The sequence below is a fragment of the Celeribacter baekdonensis genome (assembly GCF_900102315.1).
GTDB classification, from domain to species: domain Bacteria; phylum Pseudomonadota; class Alphaproteobacteria; order Rhodobacterales; family Rhodobacteraceae; genus Celeribacter; species Celeribacter baekdonensis.
This window is the reverse complement of sequence record NZ_FNBL01000002.1, coordinates 147,827-165,218: the sequence shown is the minus strand read 5'-3', so window position 1 is coordinate 165,218 and position 17,392 is coordinate 147,827. Positions and strand designations below refer to the sequence as shown.

General features: G+C 57.5%; 17 protein-coding genes. 11 read left to right on the top strand and 6 right to left on the bottom strand.

The window, feature by feature from the left end; translation table 11 throughout:
* Nucleotides 1–61 precede the first annotated feature (61 nt).
* The 10 genes from ppk2 (at nt 62) to BLT54_RS04910 (ending at nt 9,909) form a co-directional block, all read left to right on the top strand.
* Entirely contained in the window at nt 62–973 is a 912-nt protein-coding gene (ppk2, locus tag BLT54_RS04955) for a polyphosphate kinase 2 (RefSeq protein ID WP_074641835.1), read from the top strand.
* A gap of 99 nt (nt 974–1,072) precedes the next feature.
* On the top strand, nt 1,073–1,516 hold the full coding sequence (locus BLT54_RS04950; protein ID WP_074641833.1) for a tellurite resistance TerB family protein: 444 nt from the start codon (nt 1,073–1,075) through the stop codon (nt 1,514–1,516).
* A 134-nt stretch (nt 1,517–1,650) separates the two neighbouring features.
* Entirely contained in the window at nt 1,651–2,466 is an 816-nt protein-coding gene (locus tag BLT54_RS04945) for an ABC transporter ATP-binding protein (RefSeq protein WP_074641831.1), read from the top strand.
* Between the two features lie 27 nt (nt 2,467–2,493).
* Complete coding sequence (locus tag BLT54_RS04940) at nt 2,494–3,213, top strand: transporter substrate-binding domain-containing protein (protein ID WP_074641829.1); 720 nt, start codon at nt 2,494–2,496, stop codon at nt 3,211–3,213.
* Between the two features lie 146 nt (nt 3,214–3,359).
* Complete coding sequence (locus tag BLT54_RS04935; RefSeq protein WP_425429326.1) at nt 3,360–4,190, top strand: ABC transporter permease; 831 nt, start codon at nt 3,360–3,362, stop codon at nt 4,188–4,190.
* A complete protein-coding gene (locus BLT54_RS04930) occupies nt 4,187–4,993 on the top strand; it encodes an ABC transporter permease (RefSeq protein WP_074641825.1) in 807 nt (268 codons plus the stop codon). Before BLT54_RS04935 ends, BLT54_RS04930 begins: the two co-directional genes overlap by 4 nt.
* A complete protein-coding gene (locus BLT54_RS04925; RefSeq protein WP_074641823.1) occupies nt 4,990–6,333 on the top strand; it encodes a glutamine synthetase family protein in 1,344 nt (447 codons plus the stop codon). The genes BLT54_RS04930 and BLT54_RS04925 overlap by 4 nt, the downstream gene beginning before the upstream one ends.
* A gap of 131 nt (nt 6,334–6,464) precedes the next feature.
* Nucleotides 6,465–7,160: a type 1 glutamine amidotransferase gene (locus BLT54_RS04920; RefSeq protein ID WP_074641821.1), complete on the top strand. Its 696-nt coding sequence runs from the start codon at nt 6,465–6,467 to the stop codon at nt 7,158–7,160.
* Nucleotides 7,160–8,512, top strand: a complete 1,353-nt coding sequence (locus BLT54_RS04915; RefSeq protein WP_143026745.1) for a glutamine synthetase family protein — start codon at nt 7,160–7,162, stop codon at nt 8,510–8,512. The genes BLT54_RS04920 and BLT54_RS04915 overlap by 1 nt, the downstream gene beginning before the upstream one ends.
* Nucleotides 8,513–8,694: 182 nt before the next feature.
* Complete coding sequence (locus tag BLT54_RS04910; RefSeq protein WP_074642430.1) at nt 8,695–9,909, top strand: DegT/DnrJ/EryC1/StrS family aminotransferase; 1,215 nt, start codon at nt 8,695–8,697, stop codon at nt 9,907–9,909.
* Nucleotides 9,910–9,962: 53 nt separating this feature from the next.
* On the opposite strand, the gene BLT54_RS04905 is transcribed toward BLT54_RS04910, so the two are convergent.
* The 4 genes from BLT54_RS04905 to phaC all read right to left on the bottom strand — a co-directional run bounded on the left by BLT54_RS04905 (nt 9,963) and on the right by phaC (nt 14,343).
* Entirely contained in the window at nt 9,963–10,907 is a 945-nt protein-coding gene (locus tag BLT54_RS04905) for a LysR family transcriptional regulator (protein ID WP_074641817.1), read from the bottom strand.
* 175 nt (nt 10,908–11,082) lie between these two features.
* The gene (gene phaR, locus BLT54_RS04900; RefSeq protein ID WP_074641815.1) at nt 11,083–11,646 is read right to left on the bottom strand and encodes a polyhydroxyalkanoate synthesis repressor PhaR; all 564 of its coding nucleotides are present in this window, start codon (nt 11,644–11,646) and stop codon (nt 11,083–11,085) included.
* 266 nt (nt 11,647–11,912) lie between these two features.
* Nucleotides 11,913–12,362: a phasin family protein gene (locus tag BLT54_RS04895; protein WP_074641813.1), complete on the bottom strand. Its 450-nt coding sequence runs from the start codon at nt 12,360–12,362 to the stop codon at nt 11,913–11,915.
* 175 nt (nt 12,363–12,537) lie between these two features.
* On the bottom strand, nt 12,538–14,343 hold the full coding sequence (phaC, locus tag BLT54_RS04890; protein ID WP_074641811.1) for a class I poly(R)-hydroxyalkanoic acid synthase: 1,806 nt from the start codon (nt 14,341–14,343) through the stop codon (nt 12,538–12,540).
* A 146-nt stretch (nt 14,344–14,489) separates the two neighbouring features.
* On the opposite strand from phaC, the gene phaZ reads away from it, so the two are divergent.
* Nucleotides 14,490–15,794: a polyhydroxyalkanoate depolymerase gene (gene phaZ, locus BLT54_RS04885; RefSeq protein WP_074641808.1), complete on the top strand. Its 1,305-nt coding sequence runs from the start codon at nt 14,490–14,492 to the stop codon at nt 15,792–15,794.
* A gap of 86 nt (nt 15,795–15,880) precedes the next feature.
* Here phaZ and BLT54_RS04880 read toward each other — a convergent pair whose 3' ends face one another.
* Together BLT54_RS04880 and BLT54_RS04875 are read right to left on the bottom strand one after the other, a co-directional pair.
* Complete coding sequence (locus tag BLT54_RS04880; protein ID WP_074642428.1) at nt 15,881–16,594, bottom strand: alpha/beta fold hydrolase; 714 nt, start codon at nt 16,592–16,594, stop codon at nt 15,881–15,883.
* Between the two features lie 51 nt (nt 16,595–16,645).
* Nucleotides 16,646–17,389 (bottom strand): alpha/beta hydrolase, encoded by a 744-nt coding sequence (locus BLT54_RS04875; RefSeq protein WP_074641805.1) that lies wholly within the window; start codon nt 17,387–17,389, stop codon nt 16,646–16,648.
* Between the last annotated feature and the right edge of the window lie 3 nt (nt 17,390–17,392).

Genomic DNA, 17,392 nt, shown 5'->3' with positions numbered 1-17,392 from the left:
AAAGGCACTCCAGAATTGCGGCTCCAATCGCGACACAGTGCACAGACAGACGGAGTAGATCATGAGTTTTGACAAAGACGCCCAAGACTGGCTTGAGGCCGAACTGGCCGACACCCTCGACGAAGAGTGGGAAATTGAGCTCGAAGATTCGATTCTGTCGCGCGAAATCAAAAAGATTTACCAAAAAGAGCACCCTGACATGCTCGAACGCGCGGTCTATTTCCGCGAGTTGCTGCGGCTCCAGGCCGAGTTGATCAAGCTGCATGATTGGGTTGAGCAGACCGGGCAAAAAGTGGTCGTTTTGTTTGAGGGCCGCGATTCGGCGGGCAAAGGCGGCGTGATCAAACGGATCACCCAGCGGCTGAACCCGCGCGTCGTGCGCGTCGTCGCCCTGCCCGCGCCCTCGAACCGTGAAAAAAGCCAATGGTATTTCCAACGCTACGTGCCGCACCTGCCGGCGGCGGGCGAAATGGTGTTGTTTGACCGCTCTTGGTACAACCGTTCCGGTGTGGAGCGGGTCATGGGCTTTGCCGACGAGGATCAGGTCGAACAATTTTTCCAGGACGTTCCCGATTTTGAACGGATGCTGGTGCGCTCTGGCATCAAGGTGATCAAATATTGGTTCTCGATCACCGATGAAGAACAGCAAATGCGATTCCTGATGCGCATCCATGACCCGATGAAACAGTGGAAATTGTCACCGATGGATTTGCAATCGCGCATCCGTTGGGAAGATTACACCAAAGCGAAAGAAGACACATTCGCTCGCACCAATATCCCCGAAGCGCCATGGTATATTGTTGAAGGCAATGACAAAAAACGCGCGCGGTTGAATTGCATCGACCATTTGCTGTCGCAGTTCGACTATTACGAAATGCCGCATGAAGAGGTGCATTTGCCGGAGCGGGTTTATAACAAGACCTATGAACGCGCGGTTTTGCCGCCTGAGCTTTACGTGCCGAGCAAATACTAAGGCCGCTTCAGGCGGGGCGGTGTTAACGTTCTCGCGAGCCAAGGCCGGACCCGACGGTCCGGCCTTTCCCTTTTGTAAAAGGCATCCTATATCCGTCCCATGTTTGGTGATTTTCTCAAAACTCTGCTGCAACCCGCCCCGCCGCGTCTTCAAGTGACAGACGCGCGGCGTGCTTTGGCGGCGCTCTTGGTCCGTGTGGCCCGCGCTGACGGGCATTATGCGCCAGAGGAGGCCCAGCGGATCGAGAAAGTCCTGATCGAACGCTATGCCCTGTCGCCCTTTGAGGCGGCGAAACTGCGCGGCGAGGCCGAGGTGCTTGAAGACGAGGCCCCCGACACCGTGCGCTTTACCCGCGCCATCAAAGAGGCCGTGCCCTATGAGGACCGGGAAAGCGTGATCGAAGGGCTTTGGTCGGTGGTTTTGGCCGATGGCGTGCGCGACAGCGACGAAGATACGCTTTTGCGTTTGGTTGCGAATCTTTTGGGCGTGAACGACCGCGACAGCGCTTTGGCGCGCAAAAGGGTCGAGGCACGACTGGGCTAAGCCCGGCAATAAGGCCCCAAGCAAGCCCAAGCCCTAGGCGTGGGCCACACATATGATCAAAAAACAGGCGAAACGCTACGGCACCCTGATGATCATTATTGCATATGCTTAAGATTTCGCCCTAACTCTTGTTGATGTTGACCAAAGACTCAAAAACCGCACCTGCCGCTCCGCCTCTTGAGGCAACTCCCGTGATCGAAATCCGGGATTTGCACAAATCCTATGGCGAATTGGAAGTTCTCAAGGGCGTTTCCATGACTGCACCACGCGGTCATGTGCTTTCGCTCATCGGCTCGTCGGGCTCAGGCAAATCCACGTTACTGCGCTGTGCCAACCTGCTGGAAGACAGCCAAAGCGGCGAGATCCTGTTTGAGGGCGAGCCGATCACATGGAAAGGCGAAGGCCTGCACCGGCGTCCGGCGGATCGCAAACAGGTGCTGCGCATCCGCACCAACCTGTCGATGGTGTTTCAACAATTCAATCTGTGGGCCCATATGACGATTTTGGAAAACGTCATGGAGGCTCCCGTCACGGTCATGGGCCGGGACAAAAAAGAGGTCGAAGCCAGCGCGCGCGCCTATCTCGACAAGGTCGGCATTGGCGACAAATGTGACGTCTACCCGGCGCAAATGTCCGGCGGCCAACAACAACGCGCCGCAATCGCGCGCGCTTTGTGCATGGAACCGAAAGCCCTTTTGTTTGACGAGCCGACCTCCGCCCTTGATCCCGAACTGGAACAAGAGGTGGTCAAGGTGATCAGGGCACTGGCCGAAGAAGGCCGGACCATGATGATCGTCACCCATGACATGCGCATGGCGGCGGATATTTCCGATCATGTGGTGTTTTTGCACAAAGGGTTGATCGAAGAAGAGGGCCACCCGAGCCAGCTTTTCAATCAGCCAAAATCCGAACGCCTGCAACAGTTTCTCAGCGCGACTGTGCCGGCCTAAACAAGCGCTACCAATGGGAGAATTTTCATGAAAACACTCGTCCTAACCGCTGCCGCATGTGCCTTGATGGCCGGCGCCGCCTCTGCTGAAACCGTCCGTCTGGGCACCGAGGGCGCCTACCCTCCGTATAACTACATCGACGACAGCGGCGAAGTCGCAGGCTTTGAGCGGATGTTGGGCGACGAGTTGTGCAAACGTGCCGAGCTTGAGTGCGAATGGGTCACCAACGATTGGGACAGCATCATCCCGAACCTTTTGTCCGGCAACTATGATGCGATCATCGCGGGCATGTCGATCACGCCCGAGCGCGCCGAGAAAGTCGATTTCTCCGTCAACTACACCCCGCCGTCCTACTCGTCTTATGCGGCCATGTCCGAAGATGCCGACCTGACCGGCGGCATCGTGGCGGCACAGTCCAGCACCATCCAGTCCCAATACGTCGTCGACACCGGTGCAACGCTTTTGGAATTCCCCTCCTTTGAGGATTCCCTGGCCGCCATGTTGTCCGGCGAAGCCGACGCTGTGTTTGCCGACAAGGACACCCTCGTGCCCGTCGTCGAAGAAGACCCCACGGTGGTGTGGGCTGGCGAAGACATCGCGCTTTCTGTCGGCATCGGCATGGCGTTCCGTAAATCCGACCCGGACTTGCGCGCAAAATTTGATGCCGGGATTGAAGCGATGAAAGCCGATGGCACGCTCAACACCATGATCAAAGCCTATCTGGGCGAGGACAGCCCAGGCTTTTAAGCCCGTTTTGGCGGGGCTGCCTGATGTGGCCCCGCCGCTTTTGTCCGCTCTCGCCCAACGCGTTTTCCCTGACCCACAGGTGATCCATCTTTTCCTATTGCGCCACTCCTGACACGCTCGAAGGCCTGACTTGGCTGAGCTGTTACATGACGACCGGAAAGCATCTCGCTTTTTACGCCTCCTTTGGGACGGTTTTGATGCTGTTGGCGGTGACCGCGCCGCTGGCCTTGGCGTTCGGATTTTTCTCCGCCACCGGCAGCCGCGCGCAATTTGCGCCGCTGCGCTGGGTGTCGCAGACCTATATGGCACTGGTTCGGGGCATCCCCGACATCGCCTTTTTCCTGTTTTTCGTGATCGCATTGGACCAGGGTATCGAATGGCTGCGCCATCAGGCGAAGTGCCCCGACTGGTCCGAACCGATCCGCCAAGGCAATGACTTCATTGTCTGTGCTGCGGCCAAAATGCCACTCAACAATGCCCCCGAAAGCGTCCACCAAATCTACGGTTTTGCATTGGCCGTGTTGACCTTTGCCATCGTGTTTGGTGCCTTTGCCGGCAATGTGTTGGCCGGGGCGATGAACACCGTCCCCCATGGGCAAATCGAAACCGCCGAGGCCTATGGCATGAGCCACCGCCAAGCGTTTTGGCGCATCATCGTGCCGCAAATGTGGATTTACGCCCTGCCCGGCCTCTCGAACCTGTGGATGGTGTTGATCAAAGCCACGCCACTGTTGTTTCTGTTGGGGGTCGAAGATGTCGTCTATTGGGCGCGCGAATTGGGCGGCACCAAAAACATACGGTTCACTGAATACCCCCATGGAGATTGGCGGATGTGGTATTTCTTGGCGCTTTTGGTGTTCTACCTTCTCTTCACCAAAGTCTCTGAAATCGTCCTCTCCCGCGTCACCCGCAAACTCAGCCAAGGGCAGGCGACAGCCGGTGGCGAGGCCCTGCGCAAAGCGGGGGCTGCACCATGAGTTGCCTGCAAACGGTTGCCGATTACGGTCTGCGCTCCATCGGCATTGGCGAACGGCTTTTGCCGCGTGCCGACATCACATTATGTGAACAGATCACCCTGATCGGGTCGGGTATGTTGTGGAACATCTACTTTGGCCTTCTCGCCATCCTGTTTGGCTTTTTCTCGGCCACGGCGATGGCTTTGGCCAAAAACAGCAGGTACAAACCGCTGCGCAAAGCCGCAGAATGGTTCATCTTTTTGTTTCGCGGCTCGCCGCTGTTCATCCAATTTTTCTTTGGCTATTTCCTGTTTCTTTCCTTGAAACAGAGCTTTCCGCTCTTTGACGCGTTCACCAGCGCATGGATTGGTGCTGCCATCGTCTTGTGGCTCAACACCACCGCCTATTCCGCCGAAATTTTCTATGGCGCGCTGCAATCCATCCCGAAAGGCGACATTGAGGCCGCCGATGCCTATGGCCTGTCCGGCTGGAAACGCTTTCGCCGGATCACCTGGCCGACGCTGTTGCGCCTCGCTTGGCCTGCCTACACCAATGAGGCGATTTTTATCTTTCACTCCACCACCCTGGTGTTTTTCTCCGGCTTCCCGGCGCTGCAACAAAAGGGCGATGCGCTGTATTACGCCTCTTATTTTGCCGACAAGACGTTCAACCCCTTCATCCCCTATCCGATTTTGGCGGGCTATTTCGTCTGTGTGACGCTCTGCATCATCCTGACGTTTGGCGCGATCAATCGCTATTTGAACCGCCATTTGCCGAGCTCCAAACGCCCCCGTCTGCGCCTTCGTCCACAGGTGATCCGATGATCCAAAACGCGGGTTGGCTGGGCGAACATCCAGAGGTCAAAACCATCCGCGTCGCTGCCGCCGATCTCAACGGCCAAGCCCGCGGCAAACGCATGTCGGCGCGGTTTGCAGGCAAGGTCGAACAGGAAGGCACGCGGTTTCCGCTTTCGGTCTTGAACCTCGACATTTGGGGCGAGGATATCGAAGACAGCCCTTTGGTGTTTGAGACTGGTGACCAAGACGGGGTGCTTTTGCCGACTGAGCGCGGCTTTACCCCGATGCCGTGGCTGGAAGGCCCTACCGCGCTTTTGCCGATGTGGATGTTTATGGAGGATGGCCGCCCCTTTGATGGCGATCCGCGTCAGGCCCTGGCCCGTGTGGTCGATCGCTACAAGGCGCGCGGGCTGACCCCGGTTGTGGCCACAGAATTGGAGTTCTACATCGTCGATGACAGTTCGCGCCAACTGCGCGTGCCCCGCTCACCCCGCTCTGGCAAACGGCGGCCCGGCGCGGAGACATTGGCCCTGCGCGCGCTCGACGCCTTTGATGCGTTTTTCACCGACCTCTATGAGGCCTGCGAAGAAATGGACATCCCGGCCGACACCGCGATTTCCGAGGCGGGTCTGGGCCAGTTTGAAATCAACCTTGTCTATAGCGCCGACGCGTTGAAAGCCGCCGATGATGCCTGGCTGTTCAAACTCTTGGTCAAAGGCCTGGCGCGCAAACATGGCTTTGCCGCCTCATTCATGGCCAAACCCTACGAGGATTATGCCGGCAACGGCATGCACACCCATTTCTCCCTGCTCAATGAGGCCGGTGAAAATGTGTTTGACGATGGCTCAAGTGCTGGCACCGATCTGATGCGTCATGCGATTGCCGGATGCCTTCATGCAATGGCGGACTCGGCCCTGATCTTTGCGCCGCATGGCAACAGTTTTGATCGCCTTGTCGCCGGATCGCACGCGCCCACCCGGATGTGTTGGGGCTATGACAACCGCACGGCGGCGGTGCGCGTGCCGGGTGGCGCGTCCAAAGCGCGGCGGATCGAACACCGGGTCTCAGGCGGCGATGTGAACCCGCATCTGATGATCGCGGCCATTCTGGGCGCCGCCCTCATTGGCATGGACGACACACTGAAAGCGCCCCCGCCCATCACGGGGAACGCCTATGCGCAAAACCTGCCGGAAATGCCCGGCGATTGGGGCACGGCGATTGATACATTTGCCGCCTCTCCCCTGATGCGGCGCATTTTTCCAGAGCAATTGGTGCGCAACCTGACCCTGACCAAGCGCCAGGAGTTCCGCGACTGGGCCGAATTGACGCCCGAGGAACAGGTCGAATTGTACCTCGATACGGTGTGACGCCGGTGTGAAGGCGCTCAGGCACCGGGCGCGCAAAATATTTGATCAAATTATTGCAACAGACCCCGTGGCCCCCTTGCGGCGTTTTGACCAACGCGCTACCGTCAGGCATTCACAACAGTCGGTGACTTATGAAACTCGGCATTCTGCAATGCGGACACGCGCCTGACCCGGTGGCGCAAAAACACGGGGATTTTGATCACATGTTTACGCAACTCCTTGCGCCTTATGGCTATAGCTATGAGGTCTGGAACGTTGTTGACATGGACTTCCCTGACGGGCCGGAGGCCGCCGATGCGTGGCTTTTGACCGGCTCCAAACATGGTGCCTATGAAGACCACCCGTTTATCCCGCCGCTTGAGGCGCTGATCCGGGACATTCATGCCTCCGGTCGACGGATGTTGGGCATCTGTTTTGGCCATCAAATCATCGCCAAGGCCCTGGGCGGCACGGTGGAGAAATTCAAAGGCGGCTGGTCGATTGGCCGCACCGCATATGACATCCCGGCCTTGGGCCACATCCACCTCAACGCCTGGCACCAAGATCAGGTCACCACGCCGCCCAAAGGCGCCGAAGTGGTGGGCCAGAATGATTTCTGCGCCAATGCCGCGCTGGTCTATGGCGACAGCATCCTGACGATTCAGCCCCACCCGGAATTGTCGCCAGCCATCATCGCTGACTATTTGGCCGCACGCGCGCATGATCCAGCCTATCCGCAGGATCGGATCGCAGCGGCCCTTGATGAGAACACAAAACCCACCGATGACGCGCGCTTTGCCGAGCTCATGGCGGGATTTCTTGAACATGGGCGGGAGGCCCTGATCTGATGGATTTCTTTGATCAACTGCCACAGGCCGCCCTTGATTTCATGGACGGGCGCAAACTGGATGAGGTCGAATGTATCGTCGCCGATCTCTCCGGCATTGCCCGCGGCAAGGCGATGCCCGCCGCAAAATTCGCCACGCAAAAGCATTTCTACCTGCCCAACTCGATCTTTTTGCAATCCATCAATGGCGATTGGGTCGATGACGCGGATGCGCCGTTTACCGAACCTGACATGGTTTTGGTGCCCGATTTCACCACCGCCTCCGCCGCACCATGGACTGCCGATTGCACGCTTCAGGTCATCCATGATGTGTTCGACCAAAAGGGCGATTTGATGCCCGTGGCCCCGCGCAACGTGTTGAAACGCGTGGTGGATTTGTATCACCAACAGGGCTGGGACCCGATTGTCGCGCCGGAGATGGAATTCTTCCTCGTCGCGCGTAACACCGACCCGAACCAACCGATTGAGCCGCCGATTGGCCGCACCGGACGCCGTGCCGCGCAACGTCAGGCCTATTCCATGTCCGCCGTGGACGAATACGGCCCGATCATTGACGATATTTACGACTTTGCCGAGGCTCAGGGCCTTGAGATCGACGGTATCTTGCAAGAGGGCGGTGCCGGTCAGATCGAGATGAACCTGCGCCATGGCGATCCGGTCAAATTGGCCGATGAAATGTTTTATTTCAAACGGTTGATCCGCGAAGCCGCCCTGCGTCACGATTGTTTTGCCACCTTTATGGCCAAACCGATTCAGGACGAACCGGGGTCTGCGATGCACATTCACCATTCGGTCGTGGACCTGAAAACCGGCGACAATATCTTCTCGGATGCCAATGGCGCCGAGACCGAAGCCTTTCATCATTTCATTGCCGGTCTGCAAAATCACCTCGCTTCGACGATTGCGATCCATGCGCCCTATGTGAACAGCTACCGCCGCTATGTCCGCGATTTCGCCGCTCCAATTAACCTTGAATGGGGCCGCGACAACCGCACCACCGGGCTGCGCGTGCCGATCTCTGGCCCTGAGGCGCGGCGGATTGAAAACCGTCTGCCGGGCATGGATGTAAACCCCTATCTGTCGATTGCGGCTTCGCTGGCCTGTGGCTATCTCGGCCTGATGGAGCGGCGTGAACCGCGCGCGGAATATGTTGGTGACGCTTATGCCTCTGCCGAGGGCATTCCGGGGACTTTGGCCTCCGCGCTTGACCTGTTGCAGCGCGCCGATCAGATGCAAGAGGTGCTGGGCCGCGATTTCTGCCGCACCTATATTCAGGTGAAGCGCACCGAAAACGATGCGTTTTTACAGGTGATTTCGCCATGGGAGCGCGAGCATCTTTTGCTCAACGTCTAAAGCGGATTCCGATCATATTCGACACGCAAAGGGGGCAGGTTTGCCCCCTTTTTGCTGCGCGTCCACCCCGGAAAATGTGAATTTTTTGCGAAAACCCGCCGGTGCGACAGCACAAGAGTAGATTTCTCATCGCACACCACTTACAGTTATTCTGAAAGAAGAATTCAAGAATGGTGAAAGACATGTCCGACGGAGCTTCTCACGCCCCCAACGTCTACGATGCCGAACCGATCCCCTCCTTGGCCCGCGAGGAGGTCGAACGCCTGCTTTTGTCAGGCGATTTGTTCCGCTACACAGCCGCCAAAGACGCGCCGGTGACGTTGCTCGAACAGGAATTCGCCGCCATGCTCGGCGCGAAATATGCGCTCGCCGTTGCCTCCTGCTCCGCCGCTCTGTTCCTCTCGCTCAAGGCGCTCGACCTGCCGCGCGATGCGCGCGTTTTGATCCCGGCCTTCACCTTTGCCGCCGTGCCCTCCGCCATCGTTCATGCCAATTGCACACCGGTTTTGGTCGAATGCGGCGACAATTACCGCATTGATCTGGACGATTTTCACGCCAAAATCGAAGGTGCCGACGCGGTGATGATCTCGCATATGCGTGGCCACACCTCCGATATGGACGCGATCAAAACCGCCTGTGACGCCAAAGGCATCCCGTTGATCGAAGACGCTGCCCACAGCCTTGGCACCGTTTGGGACGGGCAAAACATTGGCACAATCGGCAAGATCGGCTGTTTCTCGTTCCAGTCTTACAAACTTTTGAACGGCGGCGAAGGCGGCATCATGATCACCGATGATGCCGAGGTCTATGCCCGCGCCGTGATCATGTCCGGCGCCTATGAGCACAACTGGGCCAAGCACAATCCGCAACGCGACAATGCCCTCGTGGAGGCCTTTGACCGTTGGCAAAACAAGCTGCCGCTGTACAACACCCGCCTGTCCAACATGTCCGCCACTCTGGTGCGTCCGCAAATCAATGAGGTGCCGCGCCGTGTGGCCGATGGCCGTCGCAACCATGATTATGTCGCAGCATTGCTTGAGGCTTCGCCCTATCTGACCGTGCCCGCCAAGCTCGACAAAGAGGTCCGCGCGCCCGACAGTCTTCAGTTCAACTTGGTGGATTTCTCCTCTGAGGAGGCACTGTCCTTCCAAGAGGCCGCCAAAGCGCGCGGTGTCTCGGTTCAGGTCTTTGGCCTCTCCACCGACAACGCCCGCGCCTTTTGGAACTGGCAATTCCTGGGCGACACGCCCGAGCTGCCGAAAACCCGCGAGATGCTGTCCAAGGCCTGCGACACCCGCCTTCCGGCGCGGTTGCAACAGCCCGATCTCGACTTTATCGCCGACGCTTTGCTTGGTGCCGCCGAGGCGGTCAAAGGCGTGCGCGCCGCCGCCGAATAATCACGTTCAGTTTAAAAATCAAAAACGCCGCCCGCATCTGGGCGGCGTTTGCGTTAGAGCAGTTTGACGTAGCCCTCAAGCCATGGGTTGGCCGCGACCAAGGGTGTGACCACCTGATCCTGCAACAGAGGGCGCAAGCGCGTGGCGATTTCGCTGGCCATCTCGGACACGCCATCCCGGCGCACGGTCAGGGAAATCCGGCGCGACAGCGGCGTGGTCGGCAACGGGATCACCTCAATCGCTCTGGCATATCGCCCGGCATTGAGCACACCCAGCGAGGACAGGATCGTCCACCCGGTGCCCCCCGCCACCATCGCCAACATGGCGCGGTAACTGTCCAATTCAAACCGCTGGGTCAGCCGCATCCCCTGTTCTGACAGGTGATTGGCCACCATCCGCCCCATCGCATGACGGCGGGTGTATTGGATCAGCGGCAGGGTGTAGATCGCCTCGCGATCGCCCTTTGGCACCACCGCAACGAACGGATCTTGTAACATCGGATGGCTTTCGCGCCAGTCCTCAGCCACATCCAATTCGGCGGCGACAATGACATCCAACGCCCGGTGTTCCAACCGATCGAGCAGCCGATGCGACGGGCCGGTTTCCAATTCAAACCGGGTGTTGGTCAACGTGTCGGCCATCTGCGCGATCAACAAAGGTGTGACACTCGATTCAAAATCTTCGACCATGCCGAGGCGCAATTGGCCCAATTGGCTGAGGTCCAGACCGGCAATTTCAGAGCGCGCCCGGGCCGCTTCCAACAGGATCGTTTGCGCCCTTTTACGCAACACCCGGCCCGCAGGCGTCAGGCTCATCGGTCGCTCGCGCCGGTTCATCAATTCGGTGCCCAGCGCAGTTTCGAGGTTTGAGATTTGTTGCGATATGGCCGAGGGCGAGGCCCCCAAACGCTTGGCCGCCGCCGAGACAGACCCCTCCTCGGACACGGCCAAAAACACCTCAACCCCCCAAAGCGTCAACCGCCCAACCTTGTCACTCATCGCGCTGCGTCACCCTTTTGGTGTTTGATCTCGTGTTGATCACAAGCCTAGGGGGTGCGGTGCGGACTGTCACCCGCCTAATCGAACGAGACCGTACATTCATGCCGCACCCGCAAAACAAAACCCCGCCGATTGGGCGGGGCTTGTCTCGATCAGCGGATCAAATGGGTCGCATTTATTGCAGTTTGGACAGTTTGTCCTGAAGCTCAGCGAGTTGTTTTTTGATCTCACCCAAATCTTCTTTGCCCTCGGCCGCAGCTTCGGTTTTGGGCGCGGTCCAATTGGACCCAAGCCCACTGCCCAACCCCCCTGTCATTGCTTTCAGAAAGGCCTCTTGTTGGGCTTGCAACGCCTCAAACCCCGGCAAACTGGTGCCAAAATTTTGCATCACCTGCTCTTGGCCATGGCGGAGCATTTCAAAACTCTGCGCCAAAAATTGCGGTACAACGGATTGAATATCCGTGGTGTAGCTGCGCACAAGATCCGTCAAGACATTGAGCGGCAACACGCTTTCACCACGGCTTTCATGTTCCGCGATGATTTGCAAAAGATACTGACGGGTCAAATCATCCCCGGATTTCAGATCAACGATCTGCACATCCCGCCCCTCGCGGATAAATCCCGCGATGTCCTCCAGCGTGACATAATCAGACGTCTCAGTGTTATAGAGGCGACGCGACGCATAACGTTTGATCAACAACGTCGCGGTTTTATCGTATGTTTTTTTTTCGGCGGCCATTCTGGGCTCCCCTCCCTTATTGGCATTGCAGCGAGCCTAAGCGACGGATTTTCCAAAAGCAAAAGAAATCCCCACCAAACCGATACCGCTATCATGTCGATGGGGTGAAAATGGGCGGGGGGCGCGACATTGAGGGACTTCTGCGGCGCAGCGCCTAACGCGACGCGCACCAAGAAAAACGGGCCCCGATAAGGAGGCCCGTTTCTGATGCGGCGGGGTCAGGGAGGCGAACCCCACGCGCGCATGCTGTCGTTAAACCCAAGAGCTTAGGCGGCCGGAGTGGCCACTTTTTTCGCAGCTTTGGTCATTTCATCTGTCGCTTTTTTCGCGGCAGCGGTCATGTCTTCGCCTGCGTCTTTGCCGGCTGCGAGCATCAGTTCAACGGTTTCCATCTGAACTTTTTTCGCAACTTCCGCGAAAGCGGCCATGTTTTCAGCAGCCAATTCAGCCTGAGCGGAAGCGAAATCGGTGACCGCTTTGGTGTAATCGGTCGGTTCTTCTTTCACAGAGGCCACGACGGAAGCTTTTGCGAGAACTTCTTTGGTCCATTTGGAGGAAATCTCGGTGGATTTCTCAGCCGCTTCGAGAGCCACTTTGGCCATTTTCTCACCAAGCGATGCTTGGGTTTTGAACGCGTCCTGCATTGCGGACATGTCCATCGGGAAATTGCCCATCATGTCTTTCATCATTTTGGTGAAGTCATCAGTTTTAGCCATGTCACAGTCCTTTGCGGTTACTAAGTAAGCGGTCCGTTCCGGTGTGCCGCTCTGAATTCGTTACAGACCGGCGTTCGATGTCGCTCTGCACTTGCAAACAGAATATGCATGCTGCGGCGCAGAAAATCAAGTGTTTTATGCTGCACCGCAGAAAGTCACCCAAAACAACGTAGATTCAGGGTGTTGCCTGTGACGCAACGTAATCGCCCGGAGCCGGACCCAATGTCGCACGCCCCGAATCACCCGGATGACGTGCTGGGACCATCTTACCCGCCTTAGATGACAACCAGTTTTCCCAGCGTGGCCACCACGAGCCTTGGTGAAAATCAGCCCCCGCTTTCCACTCCTGCGGCGACAATGTCAGATCGCTGTTGGTGTAATGACCGTATTTCTTTTTCGATGGCGGATTGACGATGCCGGCAATATGCCCGGATTCAGACAGGATGAAGGTTTTGTTCTTTGACCCCATCTGACGCACACCATTATAGGAACTGGTCCAGGCCGCGATGTGATCGGTCTCACAGCCAATGGCGCAGAGCGGCACGTCCACGTCGCTGAGATGCACCTTGGTTCCGGCAATCGGGAAACCCGTGGTCGACAACTCATCGCGCTGACACAGACCACGCAGATATTCGACCGCCATCCGCCCCGGTAGGTTGGTGGCATCGCCATTCCAGTACAAAAGATCAAAGGCAGGCGGTGCCTCCCCCATCATATAGGAGCGGATCGCGGGCTGATAAATCAGGTCGTTGGCGCGCAGGTAGGAGAAGGTGCGGTTCATGTAAAGCGACTTCATCAAACCGGTGCGCTCCGCCTCCGCCTCGATCCCATCGACGAAATCATCGTCCAAAAACACCCCAACCTCACCCTGATCGGCAAAATCGGTAAGGGTGGTAAAGAAGGTGGCGGATTTGATCGACCTGTCACCGCGTTGTTTCATCAACCCCAAAGTGATCGCCAACGTCGTGCCCGCGATACAGTAGCCAATCACGTTGATCTTGGCCTCTTTGGTGATCTCTTTGACTTGAGCAATGGCGGTCAAAAATCCCTCTTCGACATAGGTGTCCATGCCAACATCGGCATAGCTTTCATCCGGGTTGACCCAAGAGACGACAAAGACGGTATAGCCCTGCTCCACCACCCATTTGATCAGAGAATTCTGTTCGCGCAGATCGAGAATGTAGAATTTGTTGATCCAAGGCGGAAAAATCAAAAGCGGGGTCTTATGAACCTCATTGGTCAAAGGCGCATATTGGATCAGCTCAAACATCCGGTTGCGAAACACCACCTCGCCCTGAGAGGTGCCGATGTTTTTACCAACTTTAAAGGCGGCCTTGTCGGCCAGGTTCACAATCGCCTCACCTTGGTGCTCCTCAAGGTCGCGCACAAGGTTTTCCAAACCGCGCACCAGGCTTTCGCCATCGGTGTCGATCGCCTGCTGCAATGCATCCGGGTTGGTCGCCAGGAAATTGGTCGGCGACATCATATCAATGATCTGGCGGGTGAAATAATCGACGCGGCGGCGTTCGCGGTCTTCCATCACCTCAAGGTCGCTCACGGCGGTCTCAATCGCCTCGGCGTTCCTCATGTATTGTTGTTTGATAAAATTGAAATACGGGTTGTTGTCCCAAACCGGGTTGACGAACCGGCGATCCTTTGGGGTCTCGTCCGGCGGCGGACTCAGATCCCCCTTCGCCAGCCGATGTTGGGCATCGACATAATGCTTTAGCGTTTTGCCCCAATGCCCGACCTGATGTTCGATAATCCGCGCCGGGTTGTTCATCATTTCGGCCATATAGGCCGCCGCGGCTTTCATAAACAACTCTTGGTTCGGCCCCTGCAACGACTGCGGCACGGGTTTCTTTTGGGCCAGCGCTGTGATCAACCGTTGTGACAGAGCTTCTATCTTTGCGATATTCGCGTTCAATACCTCAAATTCTTGCGGTTTGTCTTGCGTTTTGACATCTCCATCCCCTGTCATCTCGCCTCTTCCCTCCATTTTGCACTTGCAGCATGACAAAATGCTGTAAGACTATATAAACTACGATAGCGATAGAGAGGACTGGTGGGAAGGCGCTGATGTGCCCTTATCTCACAAGCCTCAACCGAGACACCAAGGAGTGACGCATGCGATTTATGGCGACCTATGATTTCATGGAGACGATGCGCAACACCAACCAATGGCTTGGGGCCTCGGCCTTGGCGCTTGGCTCCTACCCGGCCATGTCGATGGTGCCCAACCCGGCGATCCAATGGCTCGCGGCCTGGGGTCAGGTGACCGAACGCTCCTTCTCACGCATGGCGGTCAAACCCGACTGGGGCATTCAATCCGTGGTCGGCGAAGATGGCCGCGATCATATCGTCGACATCAAAGTCGAAGTGTCCAAAGCCTTTGGCGACCTGGTTCATTTCAAGGTTCAGGGCCGCAAAGAAATGGCCCGCAAAGTCTTGCTCGTGGCCCCCATGTCCGGCCATTACGCCACTTTGCTGCGCTCGACCGTTGCGTCCCTTTTGCCCGATTGCGAACTCTACATCACCGATTGGCACAACGCCCGCGACATCCCGGTCTCCGAAGGCAAATTCGACGTTGAGGACTACACCCTCTACCTCGTTGATTTCATGAAACATCTGGGCCCGCAAATCCACGTCATCGCGGTCTGCCAACCGGCACCGCTGACCTTGGCCGCAACCGCCTATCTGGCCGAAGAAGACCCCAAGGCGCAACCGCGCAGCCTGACCTTGATCGGCGGACCGATTGACCCGGATGCAACCCCCACCGAAGTCACCGACTTTGGCAATCGCATCACCATGGGCCAGCTTGAACAAAGCATGATCCAACGCGTCGGCTACAAATACAAAGGCGTGGGCCGCAAGGTTTATCCCGGCCTGTTACAGCTCAGTTCTTTCATCGCGATGAATTCCGAGAGCCACACCAAAGCCTTCAAAGACCAAATCAACCGCGTCGCCAAAGGCGAAGCCTCGGATCACGACAAGCACAATAAATTCTACGACGAATACCTCGCCGTGATGGACATGACCGCCGAATTCTACCTCTCGACCGTCGAGCGGATTTTCAAAGGTCTGGAAATCGCCAACAACGAATTCGTCGTCGCGGGCAAACGCGTCGATATCGGAAAAATCACCGATGTGGCGGTCAAAACCGTTGAAGGCGAGAACGACGACATTTCCGCTCCGGGCCAATGTGTTGCGGCGCTGCGGCTTTGCACTGGCCTGCCGGACAGCAAAAAAGCCTGGCATTTGGAACCGGGCGCGGGTCACTACGGGATTTTCGCGGGCAAAAGCTGGCGCAACAACATCCGCCCCTTGGTGCTTGATTTCATTGACGCCAACTCGGGTCCGCGTGTGGTTGCTGGCAAAGACACCACGCGCCAAAACACTGCCGCCAAAGCTAAGACCAAAGCGGCGGGGTAATCTGACCTGACAATACTCAAAACCGGCGGCCTTTGTCCGCATGGTGCCGCTTTTGAGTATTGGCGCAGCAATGAAGACGAAGACGCTTAGCGCAACACCAAAGGTGCCTCGGTCTCAAGCCATGTTCTGAGCGCGCGCGACACGGTTTTGGGCGCTTCCAACATCGGCAGATGTCCGGCCTTTTCAATCAACACCAATTGCGCGCGCGGCATCAACTGGGCGATGAAATCCTGCCGCCGGGCCGGACAAATCGTATCTGCCACACCGCCAATCACCAGCGCCGGAATCCGTGCCCGCCGGAGCACGTTTTGCAAATCCGGGCGGCGTTGCAGGATGCGCGATTGGGTCAAATAGGTCTCAGCCCCGGCCTCCATCGCCATATCAAGCCAATAGTCGCGAATGGCATGACGATGCGGCGAATCGAACAGCGCCGTGCTGGGCAATTCCTCCAAAAGCGCCTCGCCAAAGCGGCCGGTTTTGGCCTTGATCATCCGAGGCTCGCGCGCCGCGGCGGCATTGGGCGGTTCGGCCTGCGCGGAGGCGGAGATCAACGCCAGTCGCGTCACCCGTCCGGGCGCACGGCGCAACATCTCTGTTGCCACCGACGCGCCCAGATCATGCCCCGCCAGCGCGAATTTCGGCGGCGCGACGGCCAGAACATAATCCGCCATCTCCGCCAAGCTCACCCCTTTGAGCGGCGCGACCATCACGGCGTGATCGCGGCTCAAATCATTGATTTGATCGGCAAACACCCGGCCATCCGCAAGAAATCCAGGGAGAAACACTAAGCTTTCCGTCATCGGTTTGGTCATCCTGCCGGGGTCATGCCCCAAATTTGTTTCGGCCGGGGATCAAATGCGCGCCAGCACATCAGTGATCGCCGCCTCAATGGTTTTCAGGCAATCCGGGGTTGAAAACGGGTGATCCGCCCCTTTGACAATCGTCAGCCGCAGATCATCGCCCTGCGCATGATCAAACAGGCGCAGGGCCGTTTCGGTGGAGACTGCCGTGTCTTCTGTGCCTTGCAAAAACCGCACCGGGAAGGGCAGGTCAAGCGGCGCGCGCAGCACCAGATGATCCCGCCCCTCGCGGATCAGGCGTTTGGTGATCGGATAGGGATCGCCATATTCAGAGGGCACATGCACCACACCCTTGTCCATCAGTTCGGTACGCTGATCGGCGTCAAACCCGGCCCAAAACCCGTCCTCGGTAAAATCGGGTGCGGCGGCGATGGTCACGAGACCCGCCACCCGTTCGGGCATCCGTTTGCACATCAAAAGCGAAATCCAACCGCCCATGGAGGAGCCGACAAGCAACTGCGGACCGGTTGTCAGCGCCGAAATCACCGCCTGCGCATCTTCGGCCCAATCGCCGATGGCACCGTCTTCAAAGCGGCCCGCACTTGCGCCATGGCCGGAATAATCAAACCGCAAAAACGGTCGCCCCTCTGCGCGCGCCCAAGCGTGCAAAGCCGTGGCTTTGCTGCCTTCCATATCGGATTTGAAACCGCCCAGGAACACCACGCCAGTGCCCTTGCCTGCAATCTGATGATAGGCGATGCGGCGACCGCTTGGGGTGTCTAAAAACTCTGGCATGGC

Coding starts and splice junctions, on each gene's coding strand:
- ppk2 (WP_074641835.1), top strand. CDS start 62: ATGAGTTTTGACAAAGACGCCCAAGACTGGCTTGAGGCCGAACTGGCC.
- BLT54_RS04950 (WP_074641833.1), top strand. CDS start 1,073: ATGTTTGGTGATTTTCTCAAAACTCTGCTGCAACCCGCCCCGCCGCGT.
- BLT54_RS04945 (WP_074641831.1), top strand. CDS start 1,651: ATGTTGACCAAAGACTCAAAAACCGCACCTGCCGCTCCGCCTCTTGAG.
- BLT54_RS04940 (WP_074641829.1), top strand. CDS start 2,494: ATGAAAACACTCGTCCTAACCGCTGCCGCATGTGCCTTGATGGCCGGC.
- BLT54_RS04935 (WP_425429326.1), top strand. CDS start 3,360: ATGACGACCGGAAAGCATCTCGCTTTTTACGCCTCCTTTGGGACGGTT.
- BLT54_RS04930 (WP_074641825.1), top strand. CDS start 4,187: ATGAGTTGCCTGCAAACGGTTGCCGATTACGGTCTGCGCTCCATCGGC.
- BLT54_RS04925 (WP_074641823.1), top strand. CDS start 4,990: ATGATCCAAAACGCGGGTTGGCTGGGCGAACATCCAGAGGTCAAAACC.
- BLT54_RS04920 (WP_074641821.1), top strand. CDS start 6,465: ATGAAACTCGGCATTCTGCAATGCGGACACGCGCCTGACCCGGTGGCG.
- BLT54_RS04915 (WP_143026745.1), top strand. CDS start 7,160: ATGGATTTCTTTGATCAACTGCCACAGGCCGCCCTTGATTTCATGGAC.
- BLT54_RS04910 (WP_074642430.1), top strand. CDS start 8,695: ATGTCCGACGGAGCTTCTCACGCCCCCAACGTCTACGATGCCGAACCG.
- BLT54_RS04905 (WP_074641817.1), bottom strand. CDS start 10,907: ATGAGTGACAAGGTTGGGCGGTTGACGCTTTGGGGGGTTGAGGTGTTT.
- phaR (WP_074641815.1), bottom strand. CDS start 11,646: ATGGCCGCCGAAAAAAAAACATACGATAAAACCGCGACGTTGTTGATC.
- BLT54_RS04895 (WP_074641813.1), bottom strand. CDS start 12,362: ATGGCTAAAACTGATGACTTCACCAAAATGATGAAAGACATGATGGGC.
- phaC (WP_074641811.1), bottom strand. CDS start 14,343: ATGACAGGGGATGGAGATGTCAAAACGCAAGACAAACCGCAAGAATTT.
- phaZ (WP_074641808.1), top strand. CDS start 14,490: ATGCGATTTATGGCGACCTATGATTTCATGGAGACGATGCGCAACACC.
- BLT54_RS04880 (WP_074642428.1), bottom strand. CDS start 16,594: ATGACGGAAAGCTTAGTGTTTCTCCCTGGATTTCTTGCGGATGGCCGG.
- BLT54_RS04875 (WP_074641805.1), bottom strand. CDS start 17,389: ATGCCAGAGTTTTTAGACACCCCAAGCGGTCGCCGCATCGCCTATCAT.